Here is a 15,136-nt window from a genome sequence, read left to right on the forward strand (position 1 = left end):
GCGCCTTGTGAGGATCGAAGCAAATGCACCAAGCCGCACACAACCCAACTTGCGTGCTGCGTTGCAGCATCCGACGGCTTGCGCACGCGGCGCCACCTTCATCGGCTTGCTGCTCGAAACCACCGGCAGTGATGCGCCGGTGTTGCTGACGGCCGGTTCGGCCTACCTGCTGGCGCTAGTGCCCTGGCTGGCGCCGCGGTTGCAGCCGGTGCGGCTGCAAGCACATGCCTAGCCGGCCGCCGCCACGCGGTACCCGGCCTACGCCGCGCCTCGCGGGCACACGCGTGTGTCTGCGTCCATCCCGACAACGTTCCCCCACCCCAACCCCCAACCCCCAACCCCAAACCCCAAACCATCGAGACGCAATGATGAAAACTCTCACTTCGCTCTTGTTCGCACTATTACTGGTCTTTACCGCTGCAGCGGGCGCCGCGCCCATCGCGGCCGGCAAACAGCGCTTCCTGGGCTGCGCCTACAGTCCGCCGCAAGCACAGGATTTCACCAAGGACTGGAACAAGGTCACCCCCGAGAACGCCGGCAAATGGGGCAGCGTGGAAGCCGTCCGCGGGCGCATGGACTGGGGCCAGCTCGATGAAGCCTATAACCTGGCCAAGCGCAACAACATGCCGTTCCAGATGCACGTGATGGTCTGGGGCTCCCAACAGCCGGCATGGATGCGCACCCTGTCGCCGACAGAGCAGCGCGCTGCCATCGAGCACTGGTTTGCCGCGGTGGCGCAGCGTTATCCGAACATCGATCTGCTCGAGGTGGCCAACGAAACCCTGCCGGGCCACAATCAGCCCGACAACAGGAAGAGCGACAGCGGCAACTACATCCAGGCGCTGGGCGGCACCGGCAGCACCGGCGTTGACTGGGTGCTGCAGGCGTTCCGTCTGGCAAGGCAGTATTTCCCGAGGACCAAGCTGATGATCAACGACTTCGGCATCACCAGCGATAACACCGCCACGCGCCAGTACCTGCACACCATCCAGCTGCTGCAGCAGGAACACCTGATCGATGCGATCGGCCTGCAGGAACATGCCTTCGAGACCGAACCGTACGCGCCGATTCCGGTGCATCGCGCCAACCTGGACCTACTGGCCACGACCGGCCTGCCCATCTACATCACCGAGTTCGACCTGGACGGGCCGAACGACGCCCAGCAGTTGGCCAACTACCAGCGCGTGTTCCCGCTGTTCTGGGAGCACCCGAGCGTGCGCGGCGTGACCATGTGGGGCTTCCGCCGCGGCCTGTGGCGCGACAAGGAAGGCGCCTACCTGGAACGCGACAATAACAGCGAGCGCCCGGCAATGGCCTGGCTGCGCAGCTATGTGGCGAGCAGGCCGTAGCGCGGCGCGTTAGCCCTCTCCGTTTCCCGGACTTAGACTCCATCGTGTCCTCTCCCGCCCTGTCCCTGCACCCCGACCGCCTCCTGCAGCCGGAGCCAGGGATCCGGGCGATCGCGCGGCGCCTGTAAGCACAGGACGCCGCGCTGCCCTTCGTCAGCCCGCACGGCCACACCAACCCGTCCTGGTTCGCCGACGCCACCGAACTACTGCTGGTGCCCGACCACTAAGTGTTCCGCATGCTCTACAGCCAGGGCGCGGACCTGGACGCGCTGGGCATCCCGCACGCAGACGGCAACCGTGCCGCGGTGAACCCGCGCGCGGCCTGGCGCGTGTTCGCCGAGCGTTTCCACTTGCTGCGCGGCACACCCTCGGCGCTGTGGCTGAACCATGTGTTGCACGCGGTGTTCGGCCTGCGCGTGCGGCTGGATGCGGCCAGCGCCGACCTGCAGTACGACCGCATCGGCGAGACGTTGGAGACCCCGGCGTTCCGGCCGCGCGCGCTGTTCGATCGTTTCGGCATCGAAGTGATCGCCATCACCGAAGCCGCGCGTGCGCACAGAGGTGAAGAACACGCACCCGCCAGATGGCACCATCGCCCGACACCACCCAGGAATGCTCCGATGCGATTTCCGAACCGGGCCCTGCTTGCCGCCGCCGTGCTGGCGTTGTTCGCCTGCTGCGCGAAGCGCCAGCCGCCCGCACCGCGCTTCCCGGTGATCGGCCATGTCACCGCGTTCGATCCCGCGTTCAGCGAGACGGTGCCCGCGGACGCGCGCATCGAGCGCATCGCCGCAGGCTTCACCTGGTCCGAAGGCCCGGCCTGGGTGCGCGACGGCGGCTACCTGCTGTTCAACGACGTGCCGCAGAACACCATGTACCGCTGGTCCGAGCGCGACGGCCTGTCGGTGTTCCTCAAGCCGTCCGGCTACGCCGGTCCGCCGCTGGAGGCCTTGCGCGAGGCCGGCGCCAACGGCCTGCAGGCCGAACCGTCCGGCAGCGTGCTGCTCGCCGATTCGGGCAACCGCAGCATCGCCCGGCTCGATCCCGCCACGCGGCGCAAGACCCCGCTGGCCAGCGCCTACGACGGCCGCCGTTTCAACAGCCCCAACGATCTGGTGCGGCGTAGCGACGGCGTGGTGTTCTTCACCGACCCGCCGTACGGCCTGAAGGGCGGCGACACCTCCCCGGTCAAGGAACTGCGCTTCAACGGCGTGTACCGGCTGGACCCCGACGGCGGCGTGCACCTGCTGGACGACAGCCTGAAGCTGCCCAACGGCATCGCCCTGTCGCCCGACGAACGCACCCTGTACGTGGCCAACACCGACCCGGCGCGGCCGATCTGGACCGCCTACACGCTCGACGCGCGCGGCGCGGTCACCGGCAAGCGCATCTTCGCCGACGCCTCCGACATCGTCGGCGACGCCAACCCAGGCTTGCCGGACGGCATGGCCATGGCCAGCGACGGCCGCCTGTTCGCCACCGGCCCCGGCGGCGTGCTGGTGTTCGCGCCAGATGGCCGCCGCCTGGGCCGCATCGAAACCGGCGGCCCCGTCGCCAACTGCGCCTTCGGCGACCACGGCCACACCCTGTACATGACCTCGCACACGATCCTGGCACGGGTGCGGGTGAAGGCGACGGGGCTGGGATTTGCGCCGTAGCGGCGGCGGCGCTTTTGCAAGAAGGGCTCAGAGTGGCCCCAGGCCATCAATCGCGGCAAGACGCCGACAATGCCGCTCCCTTCTCCCACCGGGAGAAGGTGGTGCGCAGAGTCGGATGAGGGTACGTCCGGCCGAGGCATTTGCACGACGCGTCAGGCTGGTGCGTTCACGGCAGGCATCCGCCGTGGACGCACTGCAATCCAACGATTCCCAGGGAACAGGGCGATGTTTCGGTCTTGGCAATGCCGCGTGACTCTCGGGATCGAGGCCGGCGCCATCGCAGCGAGAAACCGACCACCACCACCACGCCAGTCGCCGCCTAACGCGACGCTGGCGTGGCCCCGGCGGCGCACGCAACACGCGCGTGCGCCCACCAATGGCGTCAGACTTTGGATCGCAGCGGATTTGGAGCGGCGCGCGCTGCCCGCGACTTCTTCGTGCCCACAGCCCGCGCCGATGGCACGACCGCAGCCGGCACGCGGCTGATCAACAACACCCCACGCCCCACCGTCACCCGCAACGCATCGCCCACCGCAAAACCGTACTGCTCCAGCCAGCGCCCGGACAGGCGCAGCTTGGGCACGGCGCAGCCGACGATATCCTCGGCGCGGCGCACGTTGTAATGCTGGTAACCCATCGTGCAGCGCTCGGGCACGCGGAAGCGCAGGCGCGACGCGGCGGGTGTGATAAAGGGGGAAGCATCGGCGGTCGCCGGGTGCTCAGCGGCCTGCGTGTCGGCTGATCGAGCGCTGCGCTTGGGTGTACGCGACGCGGACGCAGCCTTGGAGGGAGTGAAGTTGGTGCTGTTGAAACGGTGCATGTCGGACTCCTTGTGTGCTGAGGAATCCACCGACTCGCTGTCAACCGAGGTGGCGGACGGTGCGCGGTTGACAGACCGGCCACAAGGAACCGGCAGACCTTTCGGCCTCCGCACACCGCCCGCCATAGGGCGAGCACGCGCCCCATCCCGAAAGCCGGACAAAAGAAAAGCGCCGACATCGAGCAATGGGCGCTGGTGCGCCTTGTGGTTTCAGGCTGTCAATCCCGGCTGCGGAATGTGCCGCAGCAATTCGATCATGCGACTTGGCATTCGACCCTGTCAACAGGCATGCATGCACCCTTTCAAAAATCTCGTCGGAAACAGAAGCCCTTGAGAAAACGAATCAGGTGTCTACCGGAGCATAAAGGGGCCAGAGGGAATATGCATTTCAAACGCATATATCCTCCGGCCCCTTTGTTGGGCCCAAGCTGTGAGGGCCAAAAGGGCCAGAGGAAATATCCATTTCAAACGCATATTCCCTCTTGCCCCTTTGGCGAAAAAATTATTAGGCCGCACTAGGCGCTTGACCCCATTGCTTGGCCGTGTCGCACGTGGACTGGAACGCGGTTCAATTACCCGGGTATCTCTTCTCTAAATCGTGCAACTTGTACTGAAGTTCAGATTGGGCATTTGACACTGCGGACGCCCAAGTCGCGACAACGCGTGAATAATTGATCGCCGGCTTCAAGGCTTGCGCGGCATGCCTCACCGCATACTCAAAGAAGAAGCGCTCAGCATCGCTCATGCTTCGCTTAACGCCGCCAATGGTCCCGTGAGCAGAATCGCGTTTAAGTTGTTTCTTGAGTTCTGCATAGCCATTGACACATAGATGGTCATCTTGCCGCGTCCGCTGTTGACGTCTCAGAAGCGACAACAGTTCGGCGCATGCCGCATCGTAGCGACGAAGCTCAGTAGCGACGTCTGAGATGCTGGGTTCGTTGTTCGGCAGAGTGTTCATTTGCTGTCTTCGAAGAGTATCGCGGGCAAATCCGATGGTTGTGCTGTGCAGCCTAACATTTGTATTAAGCCGACACGCGAAGCGGGTTCGGCTTGAATGAATTGTTAGACCTCATTGCGTCACTACCCTAACAATGAAATAGACGAATAAAACAATGAACATGCCGATGAAGGTGCGAACCTTTATGAGCTTGTCATTGCGGATGAACTGCTCAGGATTCTGGTCTCGGAAGTCACCGGTAATCTTGCTCATTGAAACGATAGATCTGGCGTAGAGGATCAGCAGGGAGACAACTATCCACCATGGCGAGATACGCCCAAGCCCGGCAAGCACTGGCGGTACAAGAGCAAGTAGTAGAACAAGAATGCCCATGAACTCTCCTATGAAGGATAACGCCTAAGTTAAGCCGATTGGCGAAGCCAGCTCGGCTTAAATGAATTTTTAGGGAGCTGCATGCATTGCTGCGGCAAGATCTTTTTTGGCAGCTGACACTTTGCGCTTTGCAGTCTCTTGCTCAGCCTCTGCATGAGATAACGCTGCTATTGCAGCCTCAATGGAACTCCCGGGAAGCCAGCCCGCAACGACCGCAACATCTGCAGTGTTGGAGCTAACAACCCCTGCAGTCGAGTTGGACAGAATGGCAAGGCGATGCTTGCATGATTGCCGTGACTGTCCGGCTTGGCATGTGCACAGTGCTGTGACGTTTGCGCCATGCTTGGCGAACGTGACGATATACGGCTCGTCAGCAGAACCTTTTACTTGAAATTCGATGTGGTTCATCAAGCCCCCTAACTACTATTGGACCGCTTAAACGTGGCATAACAAGATCCTCCCCGAGTCGTTGGCTGTCGTCAATCGTTCCAATTCTCAGAGGTTCCTTGCCTTTTCGTGTCTATCGTCCATAAAGGGGCCAGAGGGAATATGCATTTCAAACGCATATATCCTCCGGCCCCTTTGTTGGCCTACGGAATTTACGTCGGCACGAGTGCTTGCCGTGTGCTCGCGGGACTTCCGTCGCCCAGCGCAGTATAAGCGCTGCGCAATGCCTCCACGAAGCGCGCATCGCCCGACAGCGGCGCGAACACGGCGTCCAGCGCGAGGAAGACGCCCGCATCGTGCCCCGCGTCGCCGGTCGCGGCGCGCCCGATCTCGGTCAGCACCTCGCTCATCGGGTCCACCAGGGCCACGCCAGCGCGCGCCTGCCGCCGCACGAACTGCATCCACGCCGCGATCGGCAGGCACAGGCGGTCGATGCGGCGGCCGGCGGCCAGGGCGTCGGCGATGCTGCCGAGCAGGCGCACCGGGAGTTTTTGCGAGCCGTCCCAGGCGATCTGCGCAAGCCGGTGGGCGATGGCGGGGTTGCGGAAGCGGGCGAGGATGGCGCCGGTGTAGTGCTGCGGGTCGAAGCCGGGCGTCGGTTGCAGCGTCGGTGCGATGTCGTCGCGCATCAGGGTTTCGACGAAGGCGGCCAGTTGCGGGTGGCGCATGGCGTCGGCGACGGTGTCCAGGCCGAGCAGGGAGCCGAGGTAGGCCAGCGCGGAGTGGGGGCCGTTGAGCAGGCGCAGTTTGGCGCGATCGAAGCCGGCGATGTCGTCGCTCAGGGTGACGCCGGCGCGCTCGAAGGCGGGGCGGTCGTTGCAGAAGCGGTCTTCGATCACCCATTGGCTGTAGCGCTCGCGCTGGATCGGCCAGGCGTCTTCGCACCCCAGTTGCGTGGCAACGCGTTCGCGCAGGGCGTCGTCGCTGGCCGGGGTGATGCTGTCGACCATCGAGCGCGGGAAGGTGGCTTCGGCTTCGATCCAGGCGGCCAGTGCCGGGTCGAGGGCGTGGGCGAACTGCAGCACGGCGCGGCGCAGCTTGCCGCCGTTGTCGGGCAAGTTGTCGCAGCTGAGCACGGTGTACGGCGCAATGCCCAGGCGCTGGCGTTCGCGCAGGCCGGCGACGAGGTAGCCGATGGCGCTGCGCGGGGCATGCGCGGCGGCGAGGTCGTGGACGATGTCCGGATGGGCGACGTCGAGTGGTCCGCCGGCCAGGCAGTAGCCTTTTTCGGTGACGGTGAGGGTGACCAGGCGCACTGCCGGGTCGGCCAGGCGGGCGAGGACGGCGGGTTGTTCGTCCTGCGCGCAGAGCACTTCGCGGATGGCGCCGATGATGCGCAGCTCGGGGTGTGCGTCGAGCAGGGCGAGGGTGTAGAGGCTGTCTTGCGGGCGCAGGGCGTCGCGCACCTGCGGGCTGTGGAGGGAGACGGCGCTGATTGCCCAGTCCGGTTCGTTGGCGAGCAGGTCGTCGATGTAGACCGCTTGATGGGCGCGATGGAAGGCGCCGGCGCCGAAGTGGACGATGCCGATGCGGGTGCGGTCCAGGGCGTAGGTGGGGCGGGCGATGGCCGGCGGCAGGTTGGGGAGCGTGGCGGCGGTGAGGCGTGGTTCGGTCACGGGCGGTCCAGGAGGGCGATTTCGGTCTGAGGCATGGTCGGTAAGGCTGTCGGGACTGAAGTCCCTCCCACAGTGGCGTTGAGGCGAGCTGGGGTTTGGTCGGTGAGGCGGTCGCGGCTGAAGCCACTCCTACAGGGGACCGCGGGGGGGTCCGGTGCGTGGTCGGTGACGTGCCTGGGGCTGACCTCGGCCATCCACGGCTACTGCTTCGGTGGCGCGAGCGTTGACGGCTCGCACCACCGATCGCGGTTACTGGCGCGGCGTTGCCTCCGCGGCGGGCGACGGTTGCACGCTGAAACGCTGGCGTGCGCGTACGTCGCTGCTGGAGGCGCCGACCTGCAGTTCGTAGTCGCCCGGGTCCACCACGTAGGCCTTGCGCGCTTCGTCGTAGAGGCGCAGGTCGCTCTGCGGGGAGATGGCGAAACGCACTTCGCGGGTTTCGCCGGGTTGCAGGGCGATGCGCTGGAAGCCGCGCAGTTCCTTGCTCGCGCGTTCGCGCTGCGGCGACAGCGGGTGCAGGTACAGCTGCACCACTTCGTCGCCGGCGCGCTGGCCGGTGTTCTTCACCTTCAGCGTGGCGTGCAGGCTGCCGTCGGCCGCGAGCTTGCTGCGGTCCAGGCGCAGGTCGGAATAGGCGAACTGGGTGTACGACAGGCCATGCCCGAATGGGTACAGCGGAGTGCCGGCGAAGTAGCGGTAGGTGCGGCCGCGCATGGCGTAGTCGTCGAACGCGGGGAGCTTTTCGCTCTCCTTGTAGAAGGTCACCGGCAGGCGGCCGCCGGGGTTGGCGTCGCCGAACAGCACGTCGGCCACGGCGCTGCCGCCGCGTTGACCGGGGTACCAGGCCAGCAGGATCGCCGGCACGTGCTGCTGCGCCCAGTCGATGGCTAGCGCCGAGCCGGTGGTGAGCACCGCCACCACCGGTTTGCCGGTGCCGTGCAGCGCTTCGAGCAGCTCGCGCTGCGGCTTGGGCAGGCGCAGGTCGGTGCGGTCGCCGCCGGCGAAGCCGGGATAGTTGACCTTCATCTCCTCGCCTTCCACGTCGCCGGTGAGGCCGCCGACGAACACCACCACGTCGGCGCGGCGTGCCGCGTCCAGCGCTTCGTCCAGCGGCGGTTTGGCGCCGGGCTGGCGCCAGGCCAGGCGGATGCCGGCGTCGCGCTCGCCTTCGTAGTACTCCAGGCGCAGGTCGTAGCTGCGACCTGCTTCCAGGCGCACATCGACGCCGTCGGCGTGCAGGCGGTCGCTGGTGCTCCAGCGGTCGATCAGGCGCTTGCCGTCCAGATACAGGCGCACGCCGTCGTCGGCCGCGGTTTCCAGGTGGTAGGTGCCGGTGGCCGGCGGCACCAGCGTTCCGCTCCAGCGGATGCTGAAGTTGTCGGCCGGGATGGCCTGGTCCGGGCCGGCTTCGCCGCGCGCGAGCAGGGTGTCGGTGGGCGAGCCGCGGTCCCATTTGAAGCCGATCTGCGCATCGGTGCGCACCAGCGCAGGAGTGCCGGACAGGTCGCGGTTGCGGAAGTATTCGCCGCGCAGGCCGCGCTCGGGCGAATCGGCCGACGGGCGCAGGTATTGCGGTTCGATCAGCGGCGTGGCGGCGGGATCCTCGCGGCCTTCGACCAGGTCGGCGCCTCTTGCGTAGAGCACTTCGGCATCGGGCGCGGCCTCGCGGATGCCCTGCAGCACGGTGACCGGCGCGGCCGGCGTGCCGTAGTAGTTGCCGAGCAGCGCCATGGTGTCGTCGGCGGTGGGGCCGATCACGGCGATACGCTTGATCTTCGCCCGCGACAGCGGCAGCACGCCGTCGTTCTTCAGCAGCACCAGCGATTCGCGCGCGGTGCGCCGCGCCAACGCGTCGTGTTCGGGCGACTGGTTGGCCGAGAGGGGAATCTGCGCCCAACGCAGGGTGTCCGGCGGATCGAACATGCCCAGGCGCATGCGCGCATACATCAGCTTCTGCAGCGCCTTGTCGACGTCGGCTTCGCTGATCAGGCCCTTGCGCACCGCGGCCGGCAGCGTGGAGTACTCCTCGCCGCATTCCAGTTCGGTGCCGTTGTTCACCGCCAGCGCGGCGGCTTGCTCGCGGGTGGCGACGATCTTGTGGTTCTTCCAGATATCCACGATCGCCCAGCAGTCGGACACCACATAGCCGTCGAAGCCCCACCGATCGCGCAGCACGTCGCGCAGCAGGAATTTGCTGGCGCTGGCCGATTCGCCGTACAGGCGGTTGTAGGCGCCCATCACTGCATCCACCTGGCCTTGCTTGACCAGCGCTTCGAATGCCGGCAGGTAGGTTTCGTAGAGGTCGCGCTGCGACGGGTGCGCGTCGAAGTGGTGGCGGTCGGCTTCCGGGCCGCTATGCACGGCGAAATGCTTGGCGGTGGCGTCGAGCTTGCGGTAGGCCTCGCCTTGTGCGTTCTTCGGCGCATCCGCGCCTTCGCCCTGCAGGCCCTGCACGAAGGTCACGCCCATGCGCGCGGTGAGGAACGGATCCTCGCCGTAGGTCTCCTGGCCGCGGCCCCAGCGCGGGTCGCGGAAGATGTTGATGTTCGGCGACCAGAAGGTCAGGCCCTGGTAGCGTTCGTGCTGGTCGTGGCGCAGGGCCTCGTGGTGCTTGGCGCGCGCCTCGTCGCTGATCGCGGTGGAGACCTCGTGCATCAGCGGCAGGTCGAAGGTGGCCGCCATGCCGATCGCCTGCGGGAACACGGTGGCGCCGCCGGCGCGGGCCACGCCATGCAGCGCCTCGTTCCACCAGTCGTAGGCCGGCACGCCCAGGCGCGGGATCGCCGGCGCGGCGTTCTGCATCTGCGCGGCCTTCTCCTCCAGCGTCATTCGCGACACCAGGTCGGCGGCGCGTTGCTCGAAGCTGCGCTGGGTGTCCAGGTACGGCGGCGCTTGCGCGGCAGGCGCCGCGCACGGCGCGATGGCCAACAGCAGCGCCAGCGTCGCCAGGCGGCGGCCACGTCCTTGGTACGGCGCAGTCTCGGTGTGCATTGCCTACTCCTTGCTGGATCGATCCGGTTCGCGGCGGGCGTACGGCCCGAGGGTGGTGCCGGTGAAACCGCCGGCCACGGCGGTGCTGAGCATCGCCGCATGGTCGCCGCGGCGCAGCCAATACCAGACCTGGCCGTCGGCGGCGTACGCGAAGGCATAGCGGCCGCCGTCGCCGGCGATCTTCAGGCGCAGCGCGCCCTTGGTATCGACCGCGCTGCGCGCGACAGTGGTGGTGCGCTTGCCGTCGCGCTTGTCGAGGAACACTTCGGCGCGCGCACCGCGGCGGCGTACGCCGAGCACGTACCAGGCATCGGCATTCTGGAACGCGGCCAGGCCGGCGACCAGGCCCGGCTGCGCCGGTATCTGCACGGCGGTGCTGGCGTCGAAGCGCATGTGTTGCTGCCCGTAGGCCAGGAATGCCGGATTGCCGCTGCCGTCCAGACCATGCGTATCGGGTTGCAGCGTCAGCCAGCCCGGACGCGCGCGCAGGCCGTCGTAATCGAGTTGCCCGGCGCGCTCGACGACGTTGCCGACCTGCCGCCAGTGCACCAGGTCACGGCTCTCGAACACCGGCAGCGCCGGGAAATAGGCGAAGCTGGAATTGACCAGGTAGTAGCGGTCGCCGGCACGGACAACGCTGGGGTCGGGATGGAAGCCGGCCAGCACCGGGTTGCGGTAGTGGCCGGGCGGCAGCGGCGTGGCGAACACCGCATCGTCGCCGCGGTATTCGAACCAATCGAATTCGGCACTGTTGGCGGCCGGCCCGCGCTGCGCCGATGCACTCTGCATCGCCACGATCCCCAGCAGCACCCACAGCAGTGCGCGTCCCCAGCGCATGCGCCTCACCAGTCCCACATCGCGCCGTCTTCCAGCCGCGCCACCGGCAGCTGCTTGGGCGCGTACGGATAGCGTGCGGCCAGGGCTTCGTCGATGTCCACGCCATGCCCGGGCGTCTCGCCGCAATGCAGGCGGCCGGCATGGAAGCTGTAGTCGTGCGGGAACACCGCGTTGGCTTCGTCGGAATGGAACATGTATTCCTGGATGCCGAAGTTCGGCACCCAGGTGTCGAAGTGCAGCGCCGCCCATGCACACCGGCGACAGGTCGGTGGCGCCGTAGAAGCCGGTGCGCACCTGATGCAGCGCGGCGAAGTCGGCCAGCCGGCGTACATGGGTGATGCCGCCGACATGCACGATGGTGGTGCGGATGGCGGTGAGCGGGCGGCCAGCGGCTGGTCGCTCAACCATAGATCGTAGCCGTCCTCGGCCTGGGCCATGGCGATCGGAAATAGAAGCGCTAGCCTCAGGCAGGCGCTGCATCGACAGCGGCCACGTACGCAACGCCGCCGCCAACGCGCGCAAGCGCGCGCTCATGCGCGTCTCCCGCGCCGCGGCAGCGGCGCACGCCTGCGGTCGCCGCTCAGCCGGCTTCCCGGTACCATGCAGGCGTTACTCGTGTCGGGATCCGGACCGTGTCGCGGCGGCGCCGCAAACGCGGCTGGCGCAGCACGTCCCCGGTCGCGATCGACGCCCGCAAGCCAACGAAGAGGCGCATCTTGGAGAAGGTCAGGAAATCGGTTCGCCGCAAGAGCCTCGCCGTGACCATCGACGAGGTGGCCGCACTGGCCAGGGTCTCGCCGATGACCGTATCGCGGGTGATCAACGGCCGAGGCAACGTACGCGACAGTACCCGCGAACAGGTCATGCGCGCGGTCGACACGCTCGGCTACACGCCGAACCTGGCAGCCAGCGCGCTGGCCGCCGCGCAGAGCACGCGGGTCGCGCTGATCTACAGCAACCCCGGCGGCGCCTACCTGGGCGAGTTGCTGGTCGGAGTGCTGCGCGCGGCCTCGCGTACCTCCATCCAGGTGGTGATGGACTACTGGGACGACCTTGGCGCCGAAGCCGAACGCAAGGCTGCGCGCAAGCTGGCCAAGAGCGGCGTGGCCGGGGTGATCCTGCCGCCCCCGCTGTGCGAATCGGATGCGGCGGTCCGCGAGTTGGTACGCGCCAAGGTGCCGGTGGTGGCGATCGCCTCCGACCGCTTCAGCAAGCAGGTGGACTGCGTGCACATCGACGAGTTCAACGCCAGCAAGGACATTACCGCCTACCTGATCGCGCGCGGCCACACCCGCATCGGCTACATCGCCGGCCGCTCCAACCTGTCGGCCAGCGCGCGCCGCTTCGAAGGGTTTCAGGCGGCGCTGGCCGAGGCCGGGCTGCGCCTGGACCGGCACCTGCTGCAGCCAGGCGAGTACACCTACCGCTCCGGCCTGGACGCCGCCGAGAAACTGCTGTCGCGCCGCCATCGTCCCAGCGCGATCATTGCCAGCAACGACGACATGGCCGCCGCGGCGATCTCCGTCGCGCACCGGCGCGGCCTGGATGTGCCGCGCGACCTGTCGGTGGTCGGCTTCGACGACACCTCGGCGGCGACCACCGTGTGGCCGGAACTGACCACCATCCGCCAGCCGATCGCGGCCATGGCCGATGCGGCGATCGACATCCTGTTGCGCAGCATCCGCAGCAAGGAACGCACGGCTCGGACGAAGATCGATCATGTGCTCGCTCATCAGCTGATCAAGCGCGATTCGGTGGCCGCACCGGCCGCCGCGCGTAGCAAACGGCACTGACGCGGCGGCGGGCGGCAAGTTCCGCATCAGCGGATCAGATACTGGTTGATCAGGTTCTCGTAGGCTTCCTGGCGACCGCTGACCTGCTTGGGCGCGCCGGCCTTGGCCGCGTGCGCCGCCAGCTCCGCCAGCGTGCTGTTGCCGGCCGCGAACGCCGCGCCGGCACCACTGTCGAAGCTGCTGTAGCGCGCGGCGCGCCACTGCTCCAGCGGCGAGGACGTCAGCAGCGCATGGGCCACTTCCAGCCCGCGCGCGAACGCGTCCATGCCGCCGATGTGGGCCAGGAACAGGTCCTGCGGATCGGACGACTCGCGCCGCACCTTGGCGTCGAAGTTCAGCCCGCCCGGCGCCAGCCCGCCCTGCCGCAGCACCACCAGCATCGCCCCGACCGTGTCGTACAGGTCGGTCGGGAACTGGTCGGTGTCCCAGCCGTTCTGCGGGTTGCCGCGGTTGGCGTCGATGCTGCCGAGCAGGCCCGCGTCGCTGGCCACCTGCAGGTCGTGCTCGAAGCTGTGGCCCGACAGCGTGGCATGGTTGGCCTCGATGTTGAGCTTGAAGTCTTGATCCAGCCCGTGCTGGCGCAGGAAGCCGATCACCGTGGCGCTGTCGAAGTCGTACTGGTGCTTCATCGGCTCCATCGGCTTGGGCTCGATCAGGAAATTGCCTTTGAAGCCGATGCTGCGCCCGTAGTCGCGGGCGATGGTCAAAAAGCGCGCCATGTGGTCCTGCTCGCGCTTCATCTGCGTGTTGTGCAGGCTGGCATAGCCTTCGCGGCCGCCCCAGAACACATAGTTCTCGCCGCCCAGTTCGACGGTGGCATCCAGCGCGGCCTTGACCTGCACCGCCGCGCGCGCGACCACGTTGAAGTCCGGATTGGTCGAAGCGCCGTTCATGTAACGCGGATGCGAAAACAGGTTGGCGGTGCCCCACAGCAGCTTGATGCCGGTGTCGGCCTGGCGCTGCTTGGCGATGCCGACCATATGCCTGAGGTTCTTCTCGTACTGGCCCACATCGTCCGCGTCCGGCGCCAGATCGATATCGTGGAAGCAGTAGTACGGCACGCCGAGCTTGGTGAAGAATTCGAACGCCGCATCGGCCTTGGCCTCGGCGCGGCCCAGCGCATCGCTGCCGGCGTCCCACGGATAGGCGCGCGTACCCGGACCGAACGGATCGGCGCCGTTGCCGCAGAAGCTGTGCCAGTAGGCGACGGCGAAGCGCAGGTGCTCGGCCATGGTCTTGTCGCCGATGCGCTTGTGCGCGTCGTAGACCTTGAACGCCAGCGGGTTGTCCGAAGCCTTGCCTTCGAACGCGATGCGGCCGATGCCCGGGAAGTATTCCTTGGCGCCGATGTAGGGGGAGTTGCTCATGGGAGAGGGAGTCCTGTCGAGTGGGAGGAAGAGGATGCGCGTTGCTGTCGCGCTGCCGCAGCGACGGCGATCGGCGTGAGGGACGCGGCCACCGGCACGCGCGTGGGGCAAGCGACTTGGTCGGCCAGCGCAGCTGTGCTGCGGGTAATGCAGGCAGTTCTGCACAGCGACGCAGGATCCAACGTAACGTTCCGCTCGGCAATTTGATCGCCTCGCGCGCAGCGGCATACGCGACGTTATGGTAGCGCTATCAGAAATCGCGCTAAAAAAGGCGTCGCTGCGAAGAGAAGCCGACGGAGCCATCAGATGCGGTTCGCAAGCCGGGGTGACAGGCGGACTTTACCCAGCCCACCGGCGAAACGCTTGCTGCGCTGCGCCATCGGGGCGCACAGCGTGCGCGCCAGCGCGCGCAGACCTTCCCGCTTGGCGCTGCACGGCGCCAGGCGACGCGATCCGCGCCGCGCGCCGATTACAATGCGCGCCGATGACACCTGCGGCCTTGCCCCTGCCGCAACGCCTCGCCGATCCCGCGCCGCGCGCGCGGCGCGCGCCGTCGCTGGGCAAGCGCCTATACCGGCAGGTCGGCCAGGCCATTGCCGATTTCGGCATGATCGAGGCCGGCGACAAGGTGATGGTGTGCCTGTCAGACGGCAAGGACAGCTAGACCCTGCTGGACATCCTGTTGCAGCTGCAGCGCAAGGCGCCGGTGCCGTTCGAACTGGTCGCGGTGAACCTGGAGCAGAAGCAACCCGGCGTTCCCGCGCAGGTGCTGCCCGACTACCTGCGCACACTCGGCGTGACCTGGCACGTGATCGAGCAGGACAGCTATTCGGTGGTCAGCCGCCTGGTGCCCGGATGCCGCGCCCACCAGCGCCTGGCCGCTCGACGACGACGCGTGAGGCCGCCGCCGGCGCTGCGCGCGCGCCGC

The 15,136-nt window shown here is 67.0% G+C and carries 11 protein-coding genes and 4 pseudogenes; 6 read left to right on the plus strand and 9 right to left on the minus strand.

The features are described from left to right. Positions 1–91 precede the first annotated feature (91 nt). From E4A48_RS16760 to E4A48_RS16775, 4 genes and pseudogenes are all read left to right on the plus strand, one after another. Positions 92–232: pseudogene (locus E4A48_RS16760) on the plus strand (MFS transporter); the annotation flags it as partial. Positions 233–368: 136 nt separating this feature from the next. Further along, positions 369–1,349, plus strand: a complete 981-nt coding sequence (locus E4A48_RS16765; protein WP_141696399.1) for an endo-1,4-beta-xylanase — start codon at positions 369–371, stop codon at positions 1,347–1,349. Between the two features lie 143 nt (positions 1,350–1,492). Further along, positions 1,493–1,892, plus strand: a pseudogene (locus E4A48_RS16770) (glucuronate isomerase); the annotation flags it as partial. Between the two features lie 77 nt (positions 1,893–1,969). Further along, positions 1,970–3,007 (plus strand): SMP-30/gluconolactonase/LRE family protein, encoded by a 1,038-nt coding sequence (locus E4A48_RS16775; protein ID WP_142743196.1) that lies wholly within the window; start codon positions 1,970–1,972, stop codon positions 3,005–3,007. A gap of 382 nt (positions 3,008–3,389) precedes the next feature. Here the strand turns inward: E4A48_RS16775 and E4A48_RS21270 are convergent, their stop codons facing one another. The 8 genes and pseudogenes from E4A48_RS21270 to E4A48_RS16815 form a co-directional block, all read right to left on the minus strand. Then, the gene (locus E4A48_RS21270; protein WP_260607983.1) at positions 3,390–3,827 is read right to left on the minus strand and encodes a SymE family type I addiction module toxin; all 438 of its coding nucleotides are present in this window, start codon (positions 3,825–3,827) and stop codon (positions 3,390–3,392) included. Between the two features lie 568 nt (positions 3,828–4,395). After that, positions 4,396–4,785, minus strand: a complete 390-nt coding sequence (locus E4A48_RS16785) for a hypothetical protein (protein ID WP_142742824.1) — start codon at positions 4,783–4,785, stop codon at positions 4,396–4,398. Between the two features lie 111 nt (positions 4,786–4,896). Further along, positions 4,897–5,157 (minus strand): hypothetical protein, encoded by a 261-nt coding sequence (locus E4A48_RS16790; RefSeq protein ID WP_142742825.1) that lies wholly within the window; start codon positions 5,155–5,157, stop codon positions 4,897–4,899. Positions 5,158–5,226: 69 nt separating this feature from the next. Next, positions 5,227–5,565, minus strand: coding sequence for a hypothetical protein (locus tag E4A48_RS16795; RefSeq protein ID WP_142742826.1), 339 nt, complete (start codon positions 5,563–5,565; stop codon positions 5,227–5,229). Between the two features lie 191 nt (positions 5,566–5,756). Next, positions 5,757–7,220 carry a mannitol dehydrogenase family protein gene (locus E4A48_RS16800; RefSeq protein ID WP_142742827.1) on the minus strand — a complete coding sequence of 488 codons (1,464 nt, stop codon included), beginning with the start codon at positions 7,218–7,220 and terminating at the stop codon, positions 5,757–5,759. Between the two features lie 249 nt (positions 7,221–7,469). Then, a complete protein-coding gene (locus tag E4A48_RS16805) occupies positions 7,470–10,211 on the minus strand; it encodes a glycoside hydrolase family 3 protein (RefSeq protein WP_142742828.1) in 2,742 nt (913 codons plus the stop codon). 3 nt (positions 10,212–10,214) lie between these two features. Beyond that, on the minus strand, positions 10,215–11,027 hold the full coding sequence (locus E4A48_RS16810) for a beta-xylosidase family glycoside hydrolase (protein WP_185910784.1): 813 nt from the start codon (positions 11,025–11,027) through the stop codon (positions 10,215–10,217). Between the two features lie 26 nt (positions 11,028–11,053). Further along, a pseudogene (locus E4A48_RS16815) lies at positions 11,054–11,417 on the minus strand (enolase C-terminal domain-like protein); the annotation flags it as partial. Between the two features lie 347 nt (positions 11,418–11,764). Between E4A48_RS16815 and E4A48_RS16820 the strand changes: the two are divergent. After that, positions 11,765–12,841: a LacI family DNA-binding transcriptional regulator gene (locus E4A48_RS16820; protein ID WP_142742829.1), complete on the plus strand. Its 1,077-nt coding sequence runs from the start codon at positions 11,765–11,767 to the stop codon at positions 12,839–12,841. 26 nt (positions 12,842–12,867) lie between these two features. Here the strand turns inward: E4A48_RS16820 and xylA are convergent, their stop codons facing one another. After that, positions 12,868–14,208, minus strand: coding sequence for a xylose isomerase (gene xylA, locus E4A48_RS16825; protein WP_068830559.1), 1,341 nt, complete (start codon positions 14,206–14,208; stop codon positions 12,868–12,870). A 484-nt stretch (positions 14,209–14,692) separates the two neighbouring features. On the opposite strand from xylA, the pseudogene E4A48_RS16830 reads away from it, so the two are divergent. Continuing rightward, a pseudogene (locus E4A48_RS16830) lies at positions 14,693–15,103 on the plus strand (tRNA 2-thiocytidine(32) synthetase TtcA); the annotation flags it as partial. Positions 15,104–15,136: the final 33 nt, after the last annotated feature.

The sequence above is a fragment of the Xanthomonas translucens pv. cerealis genome (assembly GCF_006838285.1).
Taxonomy (GTDB): domain Bacteria; phylum Pseudomonadota; class Gammaproteobacteria; order Xanthomonadales; family Xanthomonadaceae; genus Xanthomonas_A; species Xanthomonas_A cerealis.

What these genes read in the sequence shown, in the direction of transcription:
- E4A48_RS16805 (WP_142742828.1), bottom strand. Translation starts at nt 10,211, where the DNA reads ATGCACACCGAGACTGCGCCGTACCAAGGACGTGGCCGCCGCCTGGCG.
- E4A48_RS16795 (WP_142742826.1), bottom strand. Translation starts at nt 5,565, where the DNA reads ATGAACCACATCGAATTTCAAGTAAAAGGTTCTGCTGACGAGCCGTAT.
- E4A48_RS21270 (WP_260607983.1), bottom strand. Translation starts at nt 3,827, where the DNA reads ATGCACCGTTTCAACAGCACCAACTTCACTCCCTCCAAGGCTGCGTCC.
- E4A48_RS16765 (WP_141696399.1), top strand. Translation starts at nt 369, where the DNA reads ATGAAAACTCTCACTTCGCTCTTGTTCGCACTATTACTGGTCTTTACC.
- E4A48_RS16785 (WP_142742824.1), bottom strand. Translation starts at nt 4,785, where the DNA reads ATGAACACTCTGCCGAACAACGAACCCAGCATCTCAGACGTCGCTACT.
- E4A48_RS16775 (WP_142743196.1), top strand. Translation starts at nt 1,970, where the DNA reads ATGCGATTTCCGAACCGGGCCCTGCTTGCCGCCGCCGTGCTGGCGTTG.
- E4A48_RS16790 (WP_142742825.1), bottom strand. Translation starts at nt 5,157, where the DNA reads ATGGGCATTCTTGTTCTACTACTTGCTCTTGTACCGCCAGTGCTTGCC.
- xylA (WP_068830559.1), bottom strand. Translation starts at nt 14,208, where the DNA reads ATGAGCAACTCCCCCTACATCGGCGCCAAGGAATACTTCCCGGGCATC.